The following is an 18,202-nucleotide window of genomic DNA, read 5'->3' as shown; positions in this document are numbered from 1 at the left end:
CAACGGCATGTCACTTGAGATCCGGAAATTCGTTCAATTCGATGAGGAAACCCTGATCGAGGGCTTCAGGAAAGCGGAGCCGCGGCTTCGGATGTTCGCCGTCGCCGCTGTGGTGAAAAACCCGTGGGCGGGGCGGTTCGTCGAGGATCTGACGACGGAAATCCGCAGCTATGGGCCGGAGCTTGGCGCGTTGTTGACGCAGCGTATCCTCGATCTTGCCGGGGGTGGCGATGCGATTGAGGCCTATGGCAAAGCCGCGATTGTCGGGCTCAACGGTGAGATTGAACATGCGTCCGGTCTGATCCACACCCTGCGGTTCGGGAACCATTACCGAACGGCCGTCGGCGCCTCATCCTATCTTGCATTCACAAATACGCGTGGCCCGGCGAATGCGCAGATCTCGATCCCGTTGATGGACAAGAACGATGCAGGCCGCCGGTCGCATTATCTGACCGTTCAGTTCGCCATTCCCGATGCGCCGGGGCCGGACGAGATCGTCGTGGCTCTTGGCGGCTCCCTCGGCGGCCGCCCGCATCACCGGATCGGCGACCGGTATCAGGATCTGGAGGAGCTTGGCCATGACCTGGACAATCCCGCCGCGATCTGATGGTCCGTCGGGACTCGCGCTCTCCCGCTCCGGATCGGGCCCAGCCGTTGTTCTGATTCATGGTGTTGGTCTCCGGTCCGAAAGCTGGGCGCGGCAGATTCCGGCTCTGGCGGAGCACTATGAGGTGAGCGCGGTCGATCTGCCGGGGCATGGCGACAGTGCACCTTTCGATGTGTCGCCCTCTCTTGCCGATTATGTGGACCGGATCGCAGACGTTATCGCCGGTAAAGGCGGCCCGGCCGTTGTCGCAGGTCATTCCCTTGGCGCGTTGATCGCGCTGGAAATCGCCATCCGTTATCCTGATCTCTGCGCCGGCGTGGCGGCTCTGAATGCGATTTTCCGCCGGAGCAAGCAGGCCTCCGATGCCGTGAGGGTGCGGGCGAACACTCTGCCTTTGGATAAGATTTCCGATCCGGAGCCGACTCTGGAGCGCTGGTTTTCCGTCGACCGGAACCCGGATGCGAGGCAAGCCTGCCGGGACTGGCTGCTCGGCGCCGATCCTGCTGCCTATAAAGCGGCCTACACGGTTTTCGCAGCATCGGACGGTCCGCCGGACGAGGCGCTTCGGGGGCTCTCCTGTCCCGCTTTGTTCCTGACCGGTTCGGAAGAGCCGAACTCGACGCCGGCCATGTCCGAGGCGATGGCCGCCCTGGTGCCGCAGGGCCAGAGCACCGTCATTCCCGGCGCGGCCCACATGATGCCAATGACGCATCCCGGAAGCGTCAACTCGGCCCTGCTCGAATTCGCGGAGATCTGCCATGGCGGTTAAAAATGACGCAGTTTGATCCCAAAGCCCTGCGGCAAGCCTTCAGCGTTTTCCCGACCGGCGTCACCATCGTCACTGCGCGTGCGGATGATGGAACACCAGTTGGTTTCACAGCGAACTCCTTTACGTCGGTCTCGCTTGACCCGCCGCTGCTGTTGGTGTGCCCCGGCCGTTATCTTTCCAGTTTTCCGGTTTTCGCGACGTGCTCACGCTTCGCCGTCAACGTGCTGGCGGACGGGCAGGAAGCGCTGTCCGATACGTTTGCCCGATTTGGAGGTGATCGGTTCGCGCAAGCCGCTTGGACGGACGATCCGGACCAGCCGCCGGTCTTCCACGGCGTGGCGGCGCATTTCCTGTGCACCACGCACCAGATTATCCCGGCTGGCGACCACGTCGTTCTGATGGGCGCGGTCGAGGCCTTCGAGCGGTCTGAACGTCTTGGACTCGGGTTCGCCGAGCAAAACTATTTCAGCCTCGGCTCCGTAAACGCGGCCGAGCGCGAACGTCACTACGGTTAACGTCACTAGGGCTAAGGAGGCCGGCTGCGATGGACTTTTCTCTTTTCGCGCATATGGAGCGCGTCACTTCCGGCCAGTCTCACGAAGAGCTGCATGAGGAGTTCGTCAGTCTGTGCGAGATGGCGGACCAGGGCGGCATGCGCGCGATCTGGACCGGCGAGCATCACGGCATGGAATTCACCATCACGCCGAACCCGTTCCTGCAGCTGGTCGACCTGGCGCACCGGACGAAGAATGTGCGGCTCGGTACCGGTACTGTCGTGGCGCCCTTCTGGCATCCGGTCAAATTGGCGGGGGAGGCGGCGGCTACGGATCTGCTGACTGGTGGACGGCTCGAACTCGGCATCGCCCGGGGCGCCTATTCCTTCGAATACGAACGGCTCTCACCGGGGCTGGACGCCTGGCAGGCCGGGCAGAGGATGCGGGAAATCGCGCCGCTTCTGCCGCAGCTCTGGGCTGGCGATTGCGTGCATGAGGGCGAATTTTTTCAGTTTCCAACCACTTCGACAGTCCCCAAACCGACGCAGCCGGACGGCCCTCCGGTCTGGATCGCCGCCCGTGATCCGAACAGCCACGAATTTGGTGTCTCGAATGGTTTCAACATCCAGGTGACGCCGCTCTGGCAGGGCTGGGGGGAGATCGAGAGTTTGATGGGGAGCTTTAACGCCGCCTGTGAAAAACACGACGGCCCTCGTCCCAAGATCATGCTGCTGCATCATACCTATGTCGCGGCGGATGCCGACGATCTCGCCGTTGCGGTTGATGAGCTGCATCGCTTTTATTGCTATTTCGGCGCCTGGTTCAAGAACGAGCGGCCGATCCATCAGGGCCAGATAGCGGCATTGTCGGAGGAAGAGATCGGGGACAACAAAATGGTGACGCCGGAGGCCGTGCGGCGGGACCTGACAATCGGCACGGCTCAGGAAATCATTGACCGGCTCAAGCGGATCGAGGACCTGGGCTATGACGAGTTCTCATTCTGGGCCGACAGCGGGATGAGCACGGAGCGGAAAAAAGCATCGCTTGCGCGCTTCATCGACGAGGTGATGCCGGCATTCGCTTGAGCGGAGGCCAAGCCGGAGATTGTCAGACGCTATGCGTCTGCCTAAGATTTCGGCGCTTCCTCCCGTCACCCGAAAGCCGCCCATGAAAATCCCCGCATTGCCCTTCACGGTCACCGACTGGTCGCAGGTCACCGAAACCAGACATCCCGGAGAGACCGGAGAGGCCATCTGGCGGACCATGGAAATCGGCGATATCCGTATCAGGCAGGTCGAATATTCACCGGGCTATCTCGCTGACCATTGGTGCGACCGGGGGCATATTCTCTATGTGCTGGAAGGCGAATTGGTCTCGGAGCTGAAAGACGGACGCAAGACCACCATGACAGCGGGCATGTCCTATCAGGTATCCGACTTCGGCGACTCCGCGCACCGTTCCTCGACGGAGACCGGCGCGAAGCTGTTTATTGTGGATTAGCCGTTTACCGTCCCCGGAACACCGGCTTCCGCTTCTCCATGAAGGCCGTTCGGCCCTCAACATAATCCCCGCTCTCCATGCATTTCAGCACCAGCGCGTCGCAGGAGGCGGAGTCCTGCTCGTCATCCGGTTTTTCCAGCTCGATCAGTGCGCGTTTCGCTGTCTGGATGGCGAGCGGGGCGTTTGCTGAGATGCGGGCAAGCATGTCCTCGACATGTTTGTCGAGCTCGGCCTCGGGCAGCACCCGGTTGACGAGGCCCATCATCACCGCTTCCTGCGCCGAGAACCGGCGGGCTGTGTAGAAGATTTCGGCGGCGAAGGCGGGGCCGGTGAGGGTGCGCAGGCGGCGGATACCGTCCATGGCATAGCCGATGCCGAGCTTGGCGGCGGGGACGGAGAAGCTGGATTTTTCCGAGCAGATCCGGATATCACATTCGATGGCGATGGCGAGGCCGCCGCCGATGCAGAAGCCGTCAATCCGGGCGATGGTCGGTTTTTCCAGATCCCGCATCACCTGCTGGAAGCGGGCGACGGCGCGGTCATAGGCCTCCACCGCTTCCCGGCTGGCCCGCTCGTCTCCGAATTTGGAGATATCCGCCCCGGCGACAAAGGCCTCGGAACCCGCCCCGGTCAGCAGGATGGCGCGGATATTGTCGTCCCGCCCGAAAGCCTCCAGCAACTCGGCCCCGTGGGTCCACATTTCCAGTGAGATGGCATTGTGGCGGGCCGGATTGTTGAAGATCAGGCGGGCAACGCCCCCCTTGAACTTGGTCAGGATCGGATGCGGCGCGGTGCTGGCTGGCATGGGGCGGGTCCGTTTCGTGTCGACTGTCGACTTGCTGGTGGGGGCGGATATGCGTCAGATCACCTGGCGGTCGCGCAGGCTCTGGATTTCCTCGGCACTCATACCGAGGCCGGTCAGGATCTCGTCCGTATGCTCGCCATAGGCGGGCGGTGCGGCGGCGAAGGTGCTGGGCGTGCGCGACAGGGTGATAGGCTGGGCTACCAGATCGATATCGCCATGTTCTTCGGAATGCACGGTCTTCTGCATACCGAGATGCTGGACCTGCGGATCGGCGAAGGTCTGGTCAATGGTGTTGATCGGCCCGGCCGGAACGCCTTCCTTGTTGAACAGATCGACCCAGTGCTTTGTCGTCTCGGTCAGGATCACATCCTGGATGATGGCGTTCAGCGTGTCCCGGTTCTCCGAGCGAGATGGCGCTGTCTTGTAGTCCGGGTTGTCCGGCAGGTCCTCGCGGCCGATTACGGCGCAGAACCGGGTCCAGATCTTCTCGCCGGAAACCGCGATGTTCATGTAGCCGTCGCTGGTCTTGAACACGCCGGTCGGGATGCTGGTCGGGTGGTTGTTTCCGGCCTGCTTGGCGACTTCGCCGCTCATGGTCCAGCGCGAGGCCTGGAAATCGAGCATGAAGATCTGCGCCTGAAGCAGCGAGGTATGAACCCACTGGCCCTTGCCGGAGGCTTCCCGCTCCAGCAGGGCGACCATGATGCCCTGGGAGGCGAAAATACCGGCGGTCAGATCCGCGACCGGAATCCCAACCCGCATCGGGCCTTCGCCGGGGGCGCCTGTGATTGACATCAGCCCGCCCATGCCCTGGGCGATTTGATCGAAACCGGGGCGCTTGGCGTAGGGGCCGTCCTGCCCGAAACCGGAGATCGAGGCATAGACCAGACCGGGATTGTCCTTCGCCAGCGTTTCGTAATCGATGCCAAGACGCTGTTTCACGTCCGGCCGGAAATTCTCGACGATAACGTCCGCCGTCTGCACCAGCTTCTTGAACAGGGCAACCCCATCGCGATCTTTCAGGTTCAGGGTCATCGCCCGTTTATTGCGATGAAGGTTCTGGAAATCGGAGCCGCTGCGGGCGCCGCCGAGCTGATTACCGGCTTCCAGTGCCTCGGGCAATTCGACCTTGATGACATTGGCACCCCAGTCGGCGAGCTGGCGTACGCAGGTCGGCCCGGAGCGGACGCGTGTCAGGTCGAGTACGGTGAAACGGGAGAGTGCTTCGGAGGCATGGATGGCGGGCATTGTTTACTCCCTGAGAGCTGATTTTGTCGTTGCGGTCGTCTGGCGCGTGACAATTTGGTCATGTCGCTACGCGCCGGATAATGCGGGCAGGATCGAGCGGAATAAAAAATACACCGCTTGGCCTCGAAATCACCATACGGCGTACCCATGTTTTTCATATACCGGCAGTCCCCGGTAGATCGACTTGGCGGATAGAACGCCAAGGATTGGTCCCCTTCTTCGGCTCTCTTCGGAGGGCCGGGAACTGAAAAAGCGGCGCCACGTTCCCCTCCCCCCAGAACGGCGCCGCTTTCTTTATGCGAATACTGAAATTGCTCCGAGAAGGCCTTGCGGCACCTTACCGCGTTGAGGCGGGCGGCGACCTCCCCTATGGTGTTTATCTTGGGTGCGAGGGCATTGCTTTCATGGAAGTTTTTGGTGATCACCGGTTCGAGGGCAGGGGGCTTGGCTGCCAGAGAGGCGGCCGTCTGGTGTTTGACCGGCTGGATTTCACCCTCACCTCAGGTGGTGTGCTGATCCTGAAAGGCCCGAACGGCAGCGGTAAATCGAGTCTGTTGCGGACGATGGCAACGTTGGTCGGTCCGGCGCGGGGTGACCTGCGTTGGGATGGTGTGCCTGTTACGGACGACCCGCAAGCTCATGCCGCAAACCTGCATTATGTCGGGCATGCCGATGCTGCCAAGCCTGCAATGACGGCGGAAGAGCTCCTAGCTTTCTGGTCCGGTATGCGCGGCGCCAACGGAATCTCGGTGACGGCGGCGCTGGAGCGTTTCGGCATCGGGCACCGCGCGGATTTCCCGGCGCGCTATCTTTCCTCGGGCCAGAAGCGCCGGCTGGCTTTGGCCCGGTTGCTGGTCAGTGAAGCCCCTCTCTGGATCCTCGATGAGCCGACGGTGGGGCTGGATACCGATGGGGTGGCGGCATTGGAAGAGGCGATTGCCGGGCACAGGAGTCGCGGCGGCATGATCGTGGCGGCCACCCATATCCGGTTCGAGACGGGCGATCGTGTTGCCGAGCTTGAGCTGTCGGATTTTGCCCCCTCCGCAGCCGATATCGAAGAGGCCTACGGGGCCCTAGGCGCGGAGCTTCAGAACGCGTCATGAAATCGTTTCTCGTCCTCGTGCGCCGGGATCTCTCCCTTGCTCTCCGTCAGGGCAGCGATGCCGCCATGGCGTTGATGTTCTTCGTAATCGTGGTCACACTGTTTCCCCTCGGCGTTGGCCCGGAACCGGGTGTGCTGGAGCGGATATCGTCCGGCATCGTCTGGGTGGCGGCGCTGCTTGCGGCCATGCTCTCGCTCGACCGGATGTTCCAGGCGGATTACGACGATGGCTCGCTTGAGCTGATGCTGCTGACGCCGGTGCCGCTCGAGTTTCTGGTGCTGGCGAAGTGCCTGGCGCATTGGCTGACGACCGGTCTGCCGATGTTGCTGATCGCGCCGCTGCTCGGCATCTTCATGAATATGCAGGCCGAAGCCTTTCCTGTTCTGCTGGCCAGCATGGCTTTGGGGACGCCTGTGTTGAGTTTGCTCGGCGGAGTTGGCGCGGCGCTGGTTCTTGGCGCACGGCGGGCCGGAACGCTCGTTGCTCTGCTGGTGTTGCCATTGACCATACCGCTTCTTATTTTTGGCGTATCGGCTGTGGAGGCGGCGGTTACAGGCCAGTCGGCCAAGGCGCAGCTCCTGATCATGGGAGCGATGTTGCTGGCCTGTCTGCCGCTCGCGCCCTGGGCGACGGCCGCAGCGCTCAGACAGGCGGCCGGTTGATGTTTATCGCTGGTTGGTGTTCAAACAGATCTGCGGACGGAAAGAGACGGGGGGTGACCCCGCAGCCGGACCGCTCCATGCCGATACGGTATATGGAGGATATGCTCGGATGAACTGGTTCCATTGGCTCGCCAATCCGGCGCGCTTCATGCGCTTCGCGACCCGGCTGCAGCCCTGGATCATGGGGCTCGGCATTTTGACCGGAGCCGCGGGGCTCTATTTCGCGCTTTTCGCCTCGCCGGCGGATTATCAGCAGGGCGAAACGGTACGTATCATGTATGTGCATGTGCCATCGGCCTGGATGGCGATGTTTGTCTATGTGGTTATGGCCGCTGCGGCGGGGAGTTTTCTGATCTGGAAGCATCCGCTGGCCGATGTGGCGGCCCAGGCCGCCGCGCCGGTCGGTGCAGCTTTTACCTTGATGGCGCTGATCACCGGCTCGCTCTGGGGGCAGCCGATGTGGGGCACCTGGTGGGTCTGGGATGCCCGGCTGACGTCGGTGCTGATCCTGTTCTTCCTTTATCTCGGCTATATTGCCTTGGTGAATGCCTTCGACGATCCGGAGCGAGGATCTAAGGCGGGCGCCATTCTGCTGCTTGTCGGCGTTGTGAACATTCCGATCATCAAGTTCTCCGTCGATTGGTGGAACACCCTGCACCAACCAGCCAGCGTGGCACGGATGGATGGGCCATCCATAGATCCGTCGATGTTGTTGCCGCTGTTGCTGATGGCCGGTGCTTTCAAGCTGTACTTTTTGTATCTCTTGATTGTGCGCATGCGCGGGGAGCTAATGGCCCGGCGCATCCGGCTGCTGCACCTGTCGGACGTGTCCTGACAGTGGTTTGACTGATCGCGTTGTGATCGCCCGCGACTTCACGTCGCTTTGACCGGTTTTGGAATTAATCTAAATTCCAAATGTTGATGAACGGTTTGCTGGAGCAAGGCCATTCAGGAGTTTCTCGAAATGGGCGGGTATGCGGCTTACGTCTGGTCGTCCTATGGGGTGGCCGTGGCGGTGCTCGCTGTGTTGCTGATCTCTTCCGTCGTCGGGGTGCGTGCTCGGGATCTTGAACTGAAATCGCTCGAAGAGCGGGTGGGCTCCCGGCGGCAACGCCGTCAGCAGCCGGGTCTGGAGGATGTGCGTCATGACGCCTAAACGCCGTCGCTTGTCCATTGTGCTCATCGGCCTTGCTATGCTCGGCACGGCGGCGGCGCTCGTGCTGACCGCGTTCGAGGATAACCTCGTCTTCTTTTTCAGCCCGACGGATCTTGCAGAGAAAGATGTCGGCCCGGATCGGCGTATCCGGATCGGCGGTATGGTCGAGGATGGTAGTTGGCAGAAATACGAAAAGGGGCTGCGCTCTGAGTTCGTGGTCACTGATTTTCAGAATGCGGTGAAAGTTGTCTATCGCGGCTCGCTGCCGGACCTGTTCCGTGAAGGTCAGGGCGTGGTTGCGGAAGGCAAGTATAACGGCAGCGTCTTCACGGCGAGTGAAGTGCTGGCCAAGCATGATGAGAATTACATGCCTCGTGAGGTCGCCGACGCGTTGAAAAAATCAGGCCGCTGGAAAGAAGGGGAGGAGGTGCAATGATCGCCGAGATCGGGCATTACGCCCTTGTGCTCGCCTTCTTCGTTGCTGTCGCCCAGGTCATCGTGCCGATGTACGGCGCGGCCAGGCGCGATACTGCTTTGATGGCCTTCGCCGCACCCGCCGCCTCCGCCCAGTTCCTGTGCATTGCGATAGCCTTTGGCGCACTGATGCACGCCTATATCACCTCGGACTTCTCGGTCGCTAACGTGGCGGAGAATTCCCACAGCCTGAAACCGCTGCTCTATAAAATTTCTGGCGTCTGGGGGAACCACGAAGGCTCGATGGTGTTCTGGGTGTTGATCCTGGCCCTGTTTGGCTTCGCGGTCGCCGCATTCGGCCGGCAATTGCCGGACAGTCTGAAGGCCCGCGTGATCTCGATACAGGGGCTGATCGGGCTCGCTTTCCTCGCTTTTATCCTGCTTACCTCGAATCCGTTCGAGCGGCTCGACCCGGCTCCGCTCGATGGGCGTGATCTCAATCCGCTGCTGCAGGATCCGGGCCTCGCCTTCCATCCGCCGATGCTCTACATCGGCTATGTCGGTTTTTCGCTGGCTTTTTCCTTTGCCATGGCGGCGCTGATCGAAGGCCGGGTCGATCCCGCCTGGGCCCGCTGGGTGCGGCCCTGGACCCTCGCCGCATGGACCTTTCTGACCGCCGGGATCACGCTCGGTAGCTGGTGGGCCTATTACGAGCTCGGCTGGGGCGGCTGGTGGTTCTGGGACCCGGTCGAGAATGCCAGCTTCATGCCGTGGCTTGCCGGAACGGCGTTGCTGCATTCCGCCATCGTGGTTGAAAAACGGGATGCGCTGAAGGCCTGGACCATCCTGCTCGCGATCATCACTTTCTCCCTTAGCCTGATGGGCACCTTCCTTGTGCGCTCCGGTATCCTGACGTCGGTGCATGCTTTCGCCGTCGACCCGGAACGGGGGCTCTTTATCCTTGGTATCCTGATCGTGGCTGTCGGCGGCTCGCTCGCGCTCTTTGCCATTCGCGCCCCCGCACTGAAGGCCGGTGGCCTGTTCGTGCCGGTCAGCCGGGAAGGCGGGTTGGTGCTGAACAACCTCATCCTGAGCGTCGCGACGGTGACCGTCTTCATCGGCACGCTCTATCCGCTGTTCCTGGATGCGATGACCGGAGACAAGGTGTCGGTGGGCGCACCTTTCTTCAACGCGACTTTCGTTCCGGTGATGATCCCGCTGCTGCTTCTGCTGGCAATCGGTCCATTGTTGCCCTGGAAGCGCGGCAATCTCCGGGCCGCCGTTGAAAAGCTCTGGGTCAGCGCGCTGTTCACTGTCGTGGTCGCTGGCGGAATTCTGGTGCTGGAAGAAGGCGCGCCGCTGGCGCCAGTGCTCGGTTTCGGCTTTGCGGCCTGGGTGGCCGGTGGTGTGTTGACCGAGCTGGCAGAACGGATTCGTCTGTTCCGGATACCTCTCGGCGACAGCCTCAGGCGCCTCTTCAATCTTCCTGGCGCAGCCTATGGCATGAGCTTCGCTCATATAGGTATGGCGATATTCATCTGCGGCGCCACCGGCGAGATGAACTGGACCCGTGAGCTGGTCGCGACGGCGCGGGCCGGAGATACCTTGACCCTCGGACAGTATGAACTGGTGCTTGAAAAGGTCGAGCGTAGCCAGGGGCCGAATTACTTCCGTGATATGGCGACGCTGCGGGTCAGCAAGGAGGGGACGCCTTTCGCCACCCTGCATCCCGAGCGGAGGCTCTACCCGGTCCAGCAGATGCCAACGACCGAGGCGGCCATCCGCTCCGGTATTTCAGGTGATCTCTATGTCGCCATCGGTGAGGGCAGCGACCAGGGCGGCTATATCGTCCGGGTCTGGGTCAAGCCGCTGGTACCGTGGATCTGGGCCGGGGCCATGCTGATGGTCCTCGGCGGGTTGTTCTCGCTGTCTGATCGCCGCTTGCGTATCGGTGCGCCGAAACGTTCGAAGCGACCTCAGGCCCGATCGGCAGTGACGGAGGCGGGAGACTGAGATGCTGAACCGGCTGCTCTTCCTCCTGCCGCTGCTGATCTTTGTGGTGATCGCCGGCTATTTCACTGTCCCGATCCTGACCAAGAAAGACCCGCATCTGCTGCCGTCGGTAATGATCGACAAGCCGGCGCCGCCGCATAACCTTGGACCGCTGCTTGAGAACAAGCCGGGGGTCGGCCCCGAAGCGCTTAAAGGCGATGTAAAGCTGGTCAATTTCTTCGCCTCCTGGTGCGGGCCCTGCCGGGTCGAGCATCCTGTCCTGATGCGGCTTGCGGCAGAGACGGATCTGCAGCTTGTCGGTATCAATTATAAAGACGAGCAAAATGCCGCTCTCGCCTGGTTGCGTGAGCTGGGCGATCCGTTCGGACGGATCGGCGTCGACGGGGACGGCCGTGCTGCCATCGACTGGGGCGTTTATGGCGTTCCTGAAACGTATGTTGTCGATGTGAATGGGCATATCCGGTACCGGCATGTGGGGCCGCTGACATCTCATGCACTGAAGGAAACGATCTTGCCGATGGTCGAACAACTGAGGGCAGCCAAAGGATGATCCGGTCCTTAGTCTTGGCGCTGCTCGTTGCCGTTCTTACTGTCCCTGCTTTTGCTGTGGAGCCGGGCGAGGCGCTGACGGATCCGGCGCTGGAAGCGCGTGCACGTGAACTCAGCAAGGAAATCCGTTGCCTCGTCTGCCAGAACCAGTCCATCGACGACAGCAATGCGGGGCTGGCCAAGGATCTCCGGGTGATCTTGCGGGAGCGTCTGGTGGCTGGTGATAGCGATTCCGAGATCAAGACTTTCCTGGTCGACCGTTATGGCGATTTCGTCTTGCTGAAGCCCCCGGTTAAGGCTGAAACACTGTTCCTCTGGTATGGGCCGTTCGCCATCGGTGCTCTGGGCGCCATCGGTGTTGCCGTGTTCCTGTTGCGGCGGCGGGACGGCAGTGCTGTCAACGAGGCGCCGGTGCCTTTGAGCGACGATGAGCGTAAGCGGATCGACGCACTCTTGTCTGAACAGGATCGGAAAGCCTGATGATCTTCTGGGTCTTTGCCGGAATTCTGACATTTGGCGTTGTCTTGCTGCTGTTGTGGCCGGTTCTCTCTGCCGGGGCTGATGGCAATGACCACGAAGCAGGCGAGGAGGCACTTGCGGTTTATCGCGATCAGTTGCAGGAGCTGGAGCGCGATCTCGATGCGGGCCGCCTCGGAGCCGAGGACTTTGAGGCGGCTAAGCTCGAGGTCGAGCGCCGCATGCTGGCCGCAGCGGCAGAGCGGGAGAAAGCCGAAACGGCCTCGCCACAATCGGTCCGCAAGCGTCGGCTGGCGGCGTCCGTACTGGTGATTTTCGCCGTTCCGGCGGGCGCGCTTCTGACCTACGTTTCCGTTGGCAATCCCAGTATGCGGGATTTGCCGTTGGCCGGACGCACTGACGGGGCGGGAACGCGCGCTCTTGCCGATACTTCAGGAAATCGGGCATCCGGTCAGGTGCGCGCGGGCGCGCCACAGCAGGCGCAGCAGGGTGTCTCGGATATGGTCTCGGGGCTGGAAGCCAAGCTGGCGAACAACCCGGATGATGGTGACGGCTGGGCCCTGCTGGGGCGTTCCTACATGGTGACGGCACGCTATGGCGATGCTGTGGAGGCCTATGGTAAGGCGCTCGCGTTGGTGCCGGATAATCCACAGCTCTTCGCTGCGCGTGGAGAAGCACTGGTGCTTGCGGCCGACGGTATGGTGCCGCCCGCTGCCGTCGAGGATTTCCGCGCCGTCAATGCGCGCGAACCTCTGGAGCCGCGCTCCCGCTACTACCTCGGACTTGCTCGCAGCCAGGCGGCGGACGCGGAGGGGGCCCTGAAATGGTGGATCGCACTGGAAGCGGACACGCCGCCAGGCGCCCCTTGGGAAGTATTGGTGACGCAGCGGATCAACGAGGTCGGGACAGAATCTGGTATCGACGTGTCGTCTCTCAGAGAGGAGGAACGGAAGAGTAGGCCGGAACGGTCACAGCAAATGGCCACGCCGATGCCGAACGCTCCGGGGCCGAGTGCCGATGACGTGGCTGCTGCGCAGGAGATGAGCGGCGAAGACCGGGCGGCGATGATTCAGTCGATGGTCGACCGTCTGGCTGACCGCCTCGAAGAAGACCAGGACGATCTAGATGGATGGCTTCGTCTTGCCCGTGCCTATGGTGTGCTCGGTAATACCGAGGAGGCGAAAAATGCTCAGGCGAACGCGGCCCGGCTGGCGCCTGAAAATTTGGACATTCAGCTATCATATGCGCGCGCCTTGTTCCCGCCGGGCACGCCGGAAGCGGGAATGACGGATGAATTCATCTCGCTGGTTGCACATATCCGTAGGTTGGCGCCGGGCAACCCGGATGGCCTCTTCTACGGTGGGCTTGTTGCGTACAGAAAAGGCGATGCTGCGACTGCGAAGGCGCTCTGGAGTGAGTTGTTGATTTTGATTGGACCCGATGCACCCGCTCGCGGAATGCTCGAAGCGAGGATCGAGGCGCTCGGCGGATAGGTGAAAACTGCGCGCTTCAGTGCATTTTTCATGGCGTTTCAGTGACATTAATCTTGCCGGTTTCGCATGGGCCATTATGCTGCGCCTGTCCACTACGATTGGGGTTGCGTCAATATGGCAGTAGCGCACGGGCCGGACGCCGTGTCCGAGGCGTTGGTCGTTCAGGACCTGCACAAAAGTTTCGCTGGCCTGGAGGTTCTGAAGGGGGTTTCCCTGGAGGCCCGACAGGGCGACGTGATCTCCATGATCGGCTCTTCCGGTTCCGGCAAAAGCACTTTTTTGCGATGCATCAATCTGCTTGAAATTCCGGATAGGGGCATCGTGTCCGTCAATGGCGAAACCATCGCCATGAAGCCCGGTCCGCACGGTACTCAGATCCCGGCCGACAACCGGCAAGTTGATCGCATCCGCTCCCGGCTTTCCATGGTATTCCAGAGCTTCAATCTCTGGACCCACATGACAGTGCTCGAAAACATTATCGAGGCACCGGTCCACGTTCTGAAAATTCCGCGCGAGGAAGCTATCGCCCGTGCCGAGGGACTGCTCCAGAAGGTCGGGATTGCGGACAAACGGGATCAGTATCCGAGCCACCTATCTGGCGGGCAGCAGCAGCGTTGCGCGATTGCCAGGGCGTTGGCGATGGAGCCGCAGGTCATGTTGTTCGACGAGCCGACATCCGCGCTTGACCCGGAGTTGGTCGGCGAGGTGCTGCTGGTGATGCGCCAGCTGGCCGAGGAAGGCCGGACCATGATCATTGTTACCCACGAAATCGATTTCGCTCGCGAGGTCTCGAACGAGGTGGTCTTCCTTCACGAGGGGCGTGTGGAAGAAATTGGACCGCCTGAACAGGTGTTCGACAACCCGCGATCGGAGCGCTGCCGTCAGTTCGTGAAACGAAACTGACAGAGGCAGCAACAGCAACCGCAGGGAACTAAACCGGATTCAAACTGGGAGCCACAATAATGAAACGTTTTCTGACTGCTCTGGCCCTCGCGTCCATCGCTTTTAGCGGTGCCGCGCATGCCAAGGATTTCAAGGCGGGCAGCAAAGTCCGCATCGCCACGGAAGGCGCCTATGCGCCGTGGAATTTCACCGACAGCTCCGGCAAGCTGGCCGGCTTTGAAGTCGATCTTTATGCAGATTTGTGCGAGCGCATGAGCGTTCAGTGCGATCTGGTGCAGACCGCATGGGAAGGTATCATTCCGGCGCTGCAGGCGGGCAAGTTCGACGCCATCATGGCCGGTATGTCCATCACCGATAAACGCAAGAAGGTTATCACTTTCTCGCGCTCCTACATGGGCTCCCCGGCATCCTTCGTGGTTGTTAAATCAAGCCCGCTGGCCAGCCTGAGCGCCGGTATGGACGCACTGACCCTTGCTGATGTCGATGCCAAGGAAAAAGCTGGTCTGGACTCGATGAAAGCGGCCCTCAAGGGCAAAACCATCGGCGTTCAGATCTCTACCACGCACGAAAACTTCCTGAATGAGTACATGGGCGACGCGGTCACCGTGAAAACCTATGACACGCAGGAAAACCTCGATCTCGATCTCACCGCCGGCCGGATTGATGCGGCACTGGCGTCGCTTTCCTACTGGGTGCCGCTGCTCGAAGGCGAGAAGGGCAAGACCATGGCGATGGTTGGCCCGAAGATGGACGGTGGCCCGTTCGGTAACGGCGTCGGCGCGGGTATCCGTCAGGATGATCAGGAACTGGCCGACATGTTCACCAAGGCGATCGACGAAGCGCGCACGGATGGCACGATTGCCAAGCTTTCCAAGCAGTGGTTCGGCTTCGACGGCACGCCTAAGGAATGATCGGCATCTGCTGATCCCAGAACATTACACGCGGCCGCCTCAGTGCGGCCGCGTTTCTGCTGAAACAAGCCGGAGACAGCGCAGGTGAATTTGCCGGAATGGATGCTACTGCTGCAGTGGGGCGATGACGGCTGGGGCGACGAAATGGTCCGCGGCATGTTCATGACGCTGGCGGTTGCCATGGCGGCATTCCTGCTCGGTATTGTCATTGGCACCATGGGGGCTGCCATCAAGCTCTCGCGTTATCTGGCTGTCCGTTTGATCGGTGAGGCTTACACCACCTTGATCCGTGGCGTTCCGGACTTGCTGGTCATCTATCTGCTGTTCTTCGGCGGCAGCATGGCGGCCATGGCCGTCGCCCGCGTGTTCGGCTACGAGGAATATATCGAGATTGACGCTTTCGCCATCGGCACCATCGCACTCGGCACCATTTCCGGAGCTTATGCGACCGAGGTGATCCGGGGCGCTGTTCTCGCCGTGCCGAAGGGACAGATCGAAGCGGCAAAAGCGTGTGGCATGAGCCGGTTTCTTCTGTTCCGCCGGATCATGGTGCCACAGGTTGCGCGGTTCGCGCTGCCGGGGCTTGGCAATGTCTGGCAACTCACCCTCAAGGATACCTCCCTGATTTCCATCGTCGGTCTGGTCGAGATCATGCGGCAGGCTTCCGTTGCCAGCGGATCGACCCAGAAACCGTTCACCTTCTATCTTGCGGCGGGCGTGCTTTATCTGGTTCTGACGGCCTTTTCGAACAAAGGGTTCGGCCTTGCGGAGCTTTGGGCCAACCGCGGCGTCAGGAGGGCCTGAGTCATGGATTTTGAGTTGATGGCGGAAGCCTTCCCGAAAATCCTGAGCGGCCTGCCGGTCACTATAGTCCTGGCGGCATCGTCGCTCTTCCTCGGCTTCTTCCTCGCGATTGTCATTGCGCTGCTGCGGACCTCCCGGTTCCGGCCGCTCTCAGGTTTTGCCTACAGTTTTGTCTATGTCTTCCGTGGCACGCCGCTGCTGGTGCAGATTTTCCTGATCTACTACGGCACCGGCCAGTTCGAAGCCGTGCGGGAGAGCTTTCTCTGGCCGGTGCTGCGAGAAGCCTGGTGGTGCGCGATCCTGGCGCTGACGCTGAATACCGGCGCCTATACCAGCGAGATCATTCGCGGCGGTATCCAGGCCGTTCCGTTCGGCCAGATCGAAGCGGCCAAGGCCTGCGGCATGAATGCGGTCATGCGGTTTCGCCGGATCGTCTTTCCGCAGGCCATTCGTCAGGCCCTTCCCGCCTACGGCAATGAGATCATTCTGATGATCAAGTCGACCTCGCTTGCCAGCACGATCACGTTGCTGGAGATGACCGGCATCGCTCGCAAGATGATCTCGCAGACATACAAACCGTTGGAAATATTCCTGATTGCTGCGGTCTTCTATCTGGCGCTTGTTTTCATCGTGACGCGTCTCGTCGCTTTTATCGAATACCGGCTCAACCCTGAGCGGCGCGATGCCGTGCGCACGCCGACAGTCAAGGATCTGAGGACGGCATCGGTAGGCGATATTGACATCAGATAGAACCGGGAACGTTTTCTTTCGGGGGGCGGAGCCCTCCGACACTGGAGCGATACAAAACTGGGTGATGGCTCCCCACGTAACCCGTTGGTCGCATAAAGTATTTTCACGTATCGGCGCAGCTTTGCAGGGGCCGCAGAATAGTACGGAAACGCAGCTTCTTATTGCGGTAATCGATGGCCGTTCGGTCGGCTGCGCCTATGTCTATAGTGCACATGGGGATCCATCCTGGAGCGCTATTCCGGATGTCACTCCGCACACCCGTGCCATAGATTTTCTGATCGGCGAGTCGGATGTGCTGAACCGGAAATGGGGTCAGGCCATGCTACGTGCACTTGGCCTTCAGGTCTTCGAGGACCCCGGCATTGACCGTATCGTTGCCTGCCCGCTGGCGGATAACTGGCCGGCGGTCATCGCTCTTAAACGCGTCGGCTTCCGAGAGAAAGGGCGCCACCCCAATCCGGCCATGAACGCGATGTATCTGACCGTGACGCCGGCAACTCTGAAATCTTGATAATAGAAAGCCAGTTCGCGGCTCTGTCGTGCATTCGTTCCGGGTTGGCATTTGTTTCGGGGCTGTCGCAAAAGTAGACTGCGAAAATGGCAACAAACGCTCGGGCAACCGCCTCCAAACCTCTTTCGAATTCCTACGGTACGGCTTTTCTCTTCATGCTCGGCGCGATCACGGTGCTGCCCTGCATGAATGTGCTGGCGCGGTATCTTTCAGCCGAGTATTCGACGACGCAGATCGTCTGGGCGCGCTATACGGGGCATCTGCTGTTCGCTTTGATCCTCTTCATGCCAAAGCATGGGGTCGGGTTGCTTCGGGCGCAGAAACCCGGTGTTCACATCATCCGTTCGGTGCTGATGTTCTGTTGCACCTGCATGTTCTTCCTGGCGCTTCGCTATATCGAAGTGCCGATCGCCAGTGCGATCAACTTCACCTCGCCGATCATCGTGACGGCCCTTGCGGTTCCGTTCCTCGGCGAGAAGGTTGGGATACGGCGCTGGATTGCGGTTCTGGTTGGCTTCTGCGGCGCGCTGATCATCATCCGGCCCGGAGGTGCGGAAAGCCATTGGGCGATGTTCCTGGTCATTGGCACTGCGTTTTTCTATGCGGTCTATCAGGTGCTGACACGTAAGTATGCAAGCAGCGATTCCGCTGAAACCTCAATCACCTATATCGCCCTGATCGGTGCGTTGATAACGACGGTTGCGCTGCCGTTCGATTACCGGTTGCCGATCAGCATGCTTGATTATGGTCTGTTCGCCCTTATGGGAATTCTTGGAGGACTCGGACACTTCCTTGTCATCAAGGCTTTCAGGCTTGGCGAGGCCTCCTTGCTGTCTCCGCTGAATTACGGGCAGTTACTGATGGCGACGCTGCTGACTTTTCTGATTTTCGGAACTTTGCCGGATGCGATGACATGGCTTGGTTCGGGAATTATTGTCGGGAGTGGGCTCTACATCACATATCGTGAAGCACAGAGGGCACGGTCCAACCGGATCGCTGCCGAAGCGGTCGCGGAGCGTTAGATCGTACAACT

Annotated in this window: 22 protein-coding genes; 20 read left to right on the top strand and 2 right to left on the bottom strand. The window is 60.7% G+C overall.

Annotated elements, in window-relative coordinates; all coding sequences use genetic code 11:
* Nucleotides 1–7: 7 nt before the first annotated feature.
* The 5 genes from ABJ076_RS04645 (at nucleotide 8) to ABJ076_RS04625 (ending at nucleotide 3,370) form a co-directional block, all read left to right on the top strand.
* The gene (locus ABJ076_RS04645) at nucleotides 8–607 is read left to right on the top strand and encodes an amino acid synthesis family protein (protein ID WP_348190280.1); all 600 of its coding nucleotides are present in this window, start codon (nucleotides 8–10) and stop codon (nucleotides 605–607) included.
* Entirely contained in the window at nucleotides 579–1,376 is a 798-nt protein-coding gene (locus tag ABJ076_RS04640) for an alpha/beta hydrolase (protein WP_348190282.1), read from the top strand. Before ABJ076_RS04645 ends, ABJ076_RS04640 begins: the two co-directional genes overlap by 29 nt.
* A 2-nt stretch (nucleotides 1,377–1,378) precedes the next feature.
* On the top strand, nucleotides 1,379–1,891 hold the full coding sequence (locus ABJ076_RS04635) for a flavin reductase family protein (RefSeq protein ID WP_348190284.1): 513 nt from the start codon (nucleotides 1,379–1,381) through the stop codon (nucleotides 1,889–1,891).
* A 29-nt stretch (nucleotides 1,892–1,920) separates the two neighbouring features.
* Nucleotides 1,921–2,955: an LLM class flavin-dependent oxidoreductase gene (locus ABJ076_RS04630; RefSeq protein ID WP_348190286.1), complete on the top strand. Its 1,035-nt coding sequence runs from the start codon at nucleotides 1,921–1,923 to the stop codon at nucleotides 2,953–2,955.
* Nucleotides 2,956–3,037: 82 nt separating this feature from the next.
* A complete protein-coding gene (locus ABJ076_RS04625) occupies nucleotides 3,038–3,370 on the top strand; it encodes a DHCW motif cupin fold protein (protein ID WP_348190288.1) in 333 nt (110 codons plus the stop codon).
* A gap of 4 nt (nucleotides 3,371–3,374) precedes the next feature.
* Here the strand turns inward: ABJ076_RS04625 and ABJ076_RS04620 are convergent, their stop codons facing one another.
* A complete protein-coding gene (locus ABJ076_RS04620; protein ID WP_348190290.1) occupies nucleotides 3,375–4,175 on the bottom strand; it encodes an enoyl-CoA hydratase in 801 nt (266 codons plus the stop codon).
* Between the two features lie 54 nt (nucleotides 4,176–4,229).
* Nucleotides 4,230–5,423 carry a CaiB/BaiF CoA-transferase family protein gene (locus ABJ076_RS04615; RefSeq protein WP_348190292.1) on the bottom strand — a complete coding sequence of 398 codons (1,194 nt, stop codon included), beginning with the start codon at nucleotides 5,421–5,423 and terminating at the stop codon, nucleotides 4,230–4,232.
* Nucleotides 5,424–5,719: 296 nt separating this feature from the next.
* Here ABJ076_RS04615 and ccmA point away from each other — a divergent pair, with 296 nt between their 5' ends.
* The 15 genes from ccmA to ABJ076_RS04540 all read left to right on the top strand — a co-directional run bounded on the left by ccmA (nucleotide 5,720) and on the right by ABJ076_RS04540 (nucleotide 18,191).
* Nucleotides 5,720–6,526 carry a heme ABC exporter ATP-binding protein CcmA gene (ccmA, locus tag ABJ076_RS04610; RefSeq protein WP_348190293.1) on the top strand — a complete coding sequence of 269 codons (807 nt, stop codon included), beginning with the start codon at nucleotides 5,720–5,722 and terminating at the stop codon, nucleotides 6,524–6,526.
* Nucleotides 6,523–7,188: a heme exporter protein CcmB gene (gene ccmB / locus ABJ076_RS04605; RefSeq protein WP_348190294.1), complete on the top strand. Its 666-nt coding sequence runs from the start codon at nucleotides 6,523–6,525 to the stop codon at nucleotides 7,186–7,188. The genes ccmA and ccmB overlap by 4 nt, the downstream gene beginning before the upstream one ends.
* A 109-nt stretch (nucleotides 7,189–7,297) precedes the next feature.
* The gene (locus ABJ076_RS04600) at nucleotides 7,298–8,023 is read left to right on the top strand and encodes a heme ABC transporter permease (RefSeq protein WP_348190297.1); all 726 of its coding nucleotides are present in this window, start codon (nucleotides 7,298–7,300) and stop codon (nucleotides 8,021–8,023) included.
* Nucleotides 8,024–8,152: 129 nt separating this feature from the next.
* Nucleotides 8,153–8,344, top strand: coding sequence for a heme exporter protein CcmD (gene ccmD, locus ABJ076_RS04595; RefSeq protein WP_348190300.1), 192 nt, complete (start codon nucleotides 8,153–8,155; stop codon nucleotides 8,342–8,344).
* Nucleotides 8,334–8,780, top strand: coding sequence for a cytochrome c maturation protein CcmE (gene ccmE, locus ABJ076_RS04590; protein WP_348190303.1), 447 nt, complete (start codon nucleotides 8,334–8,336; stop codon nucleotides 8,778–8,780). Before ccmD ends, ccmE begins: the two co-directional genes overlap by 11 nt.
* Entirely contained in the window at nucleotides 8,777–10,771 is a 1,995-nt protein-coding gene (locus tag ABJ076_RS04585; protein WP_348190306.1) for a heme lyase CcmF/NrfE family subunit, read from the top strand. The genes ccmE and ABJ076_RS04585 overlap by 4 nt, the downstream gene beginning before the upstream one ends.
* Before the next feature lies 1 nt (nucleotide 10,772).
* Nucleotides 10,773–11,321: a DsbE family thiol:disulfide interchange protein gene (locus ABJ076_RS04580; protein ID WP_348190309.1), complete on the top strand. Its 549-nt coding sequence runs from the start codon at nucleotides 10,773–10,775 to the stop codon at nucleotides 11,319–11,321.
* Nucleotides 11,318–11,800 (top strand): cytochrome c-type biogenesis protein, encoded by a 483-nt coding sequence (locus ABJ076_RS04575; protein WP_348190312.1) that lies wholly within the window; start codon nucleotides 11,318–11,320, stop codon nucleotides 11,798–11,800. The genes ABJ076_RS04580 and ABJ076_RS04575 overlap by 4 nt, the downstream gene beginning before the upstream one ends.
* A complete protein-coding gene (ccmI, locus tag ABJ076_RS04570) occupies nucleotides 11,800–13,290 on the top strand; it encodes a c-type cytochrome biogenesis protein CcmI (protein ID WP_348190315.1) in 1,491 nt (496 codons plus the stop codon). The genes ABJ076_RS04575 and ccmI overlap by 1 nt, the downstream gene beginning before the upstream one ends.
* 114 nt (nucleotides 13,291–13,404) lie before the next feature.
* Entirely contained in the window at nucleotides 13,405–14,193 is a 789-nt protein-coding gene (locus tag ABJ076_RS04565) for an ABC transporter ATP-binding protein (protein WP_348190317.1), read from the top strand.
* A gap of 59 nt (nucleotides 14,194–14,252) precedes the next feature.
* Nucleotides 14,253–15,104, top strand: a complete 852-nt coding sequence (locus ABJ076_RS04560) for a lysine/arginine/ornithine ABC transporter substrate-binding protein (RefSeq protein ID WP_348190319.1) — start codon at nucleotides 14,253–14,255, stop codon at nucleotides 15,102–15,104.
* An 84-nt stretch (nucleotides 15,105–15,188) separates the two neighbouring features.
* Nucleotides 15,189–15,908, top strand: coding sequence for an ABC transporter permease (locus tag ABJ076_RS04555; RefSeq protein WP_348190321.1), 720 nt, complete (start codon nucleotides 15,189–15,191; stop codon nucleotides 15,906–15,908).
* A 3-nt stretch (nucleotides 15,909–15,911) separates the two neighbouring features.
* Nucleotides 15,912–16,658: an ABC transporter permease gene (locus ABJ076_RS04550; RefSeq protein WP_348190324.1), complete on the top strand. Its 747-nt coding sequence runs from the start codon at nucleotides 15,912–15,914 to the stop codon at nucleotides 16,656–16,658.
* Entirely contained in the window at nucleotides 16,645–17,169 is a 525-nt protein-coding gene (locus ABJ076_RS04545) for a GNAT family N-acetyltransferase (RefSeq protein WP_348190326.1), read from the top strand. The genes ABJ076_RS04550 and ABJ076_RS04545 overlap by 14 nt, the downstream gene beginning before the upstream one ends.
* A gap of 86 nt (nucleotides 17,170–17,255) precedes the next feature.
* Nucleotides 17,256–18,191 carry a DMT family transporter gene (locus ABJ076_RS04540; protein WP_348190329.1) on the top strand — a complete coding sequence of 312 codons (936 nt, stop codon included), beginning with the start codon at nucleotides 17,256–17,258 and terminating at the stop codon, nucleotides 18,189–18,191.
* The last annotated feature ends 11 nt before the right edge of the window (nucleotides 18,192–18,202 follow it).

The sequence above is a fragment of the Nisaea sp. genome, assembly GCF_039990255.1.
Classification (GTDB): domain Bacteria; phylum Pseudomonadota; class Alphaproteobacteria; order Thalassobaculales; family Thalassobaculaceae; genus Nisaea.
This window is presented reverse-complemented; position numbering and strand designations above follow the sequence as displayed.

Excerpts from the sequence above, each read along its gene's own strand:
- ccmB (WP_348190294.1), top strand. The coding sequence starts at position 6,523 with ATGAAATCGTTTCTCGTCCTCGTGCGCCGGGATCTCTCCCTTGCTCTC.
- ccmI (WP_348190315.1), top strand. The coding sequence starts at position 11,800 with ATGATCTTCTGGGTCTTTGCCGGAATTCTGACATTTGGCGTTGTCTTG.
- ABJ076_RS04625 (WP_348190288.1), top strand. The coding sequence starts at position 3,038 with ATGAAAATCCCCGCATTGCCCTTCACGGTCACCGACTGGTCGCAGGTC.
- ABJ076_RS04550 (WP_348190324.1), top strand. The coding sequence starts at position 15,912 with ATGGATTTTGAGTTGATGGCGGAAGCCTTCCCGAAAATCCTGAGCGGC.
- ABJ076_RS04620 (WP_348190290.1), bottom strand. The coding sequence starts at position 4,175 with ATGCCAGCCAGCACCGCGCCGCATCCGATCCTGACCAAGTTCAAGGGG.
- ABJ076_RS04600 (WP_348190297.1), top strand. The coding sequence starts at position 7,298 with ATGAACTGGTTCCATTGGCTCGCCAATCCGGCGCGCTTCATGCGCTTC.
- ccmA (WP_348190293.1), top strand. The coding sequence starts at position 5,720 with ATGCGAATACTGAAATTGCTCCGAGAAGGCCTTGCGGCACCTTACCGC.
- ccmE (WP_348190303.1), top strand. The coding sequence starts at position 8,334 with ATGACGCCTAAACGCCGTCGCTTGTCCATTGTGCTCATCGGCCTTGCT.
- ABJ076_RS04615 (WP_348190292.1), bottom strand. The coding sequence starts at position 5,423 with ATGCCCGCCATCCATGCCTCCGAAGCACTCTCCCGTTTCACCGTACTC.
- ABJ076_RS04540 (WP_348190329.1), top strand. The coding sequence starts at position 17,256 with ATGGCAACAAACGCTCGGGCAACCGCCTCCAAACCTCTTTCGAATTCC.
- ABJ076_RS04640 (WP_348190282.1), top strand. The coding sequence starts at position 579 with ATGACCTGGACAATCCCGCCGCGATCTGATGGTCCGTCGGGACTCGCG.
- ABJ076_RS04575 (WP_348190312.1), top strand. The coding sequence starts at position 11,318 with ATGATCCGGTCCTTAGTCTTGGCGCTGCTCGTTGCCGTTCTTACTGTC.
- ABJ076_RS04560 (WP_348190319.1), top strand. The coding sequence starts at position 14,253 with ATGAAACGTTTTCTGACTGCTCTGGCCCTCGCGTCCATCGCTTTTAGC.
- ABJ076_RS04580 (WP_348190309.1), top strand. The coding sequence starts at position 10,773 with ATGCTGAACCGGCTGCTCTTCCTCCTGCCGCTGCTGATCTTTGTGGTG.
- ABJ076_RS04630 (WP_348190286.1), top strand. The coding sequence starts at position 1,921 with ATGGACTTTTCTCTTTTCGCGCATATGGAGCGCGTCACTTCCGGCCAG.
- ABJ076_RS04645 (WP_348190280.1), top strand. The coding sequence starts at position 8 with ATGTCACTTGAGATCCGGAAATTCGTTCAATTCGATGAGGAAACCCTG.
- ABJ076_RS04565 (WP_348190317.1), top strand. The coding sequence starts at position 13,405 with ATGGCAGTAGCGCACGGGCCGGACGCCGTGTCCGAGGCGTTGGTCGTT.
- ccmD (WP_348190300.1), top strand. The coding sequence starts at position 8,153 with ATGGGCGGGTATGCGGCTTACGTCTGGTCGTCCTATGGGGTGGCCGTG.
- ABJ076_RS04635 (WP_348190284.1), top strand. The coding sequence starts at position 1,379 with ATGACGCAGTTTGATCCCAAAGCCCTGCGGCAAGCCTTCAGCGTTTTC.
- ABJ076_RS04585 (WP_348190306.1), top strand. The coding sequence starts at position 8,777 with ATGATCGCCGAGATCGGGCATTACGCCCTTGTGCTCGCCTTCTTCGTT.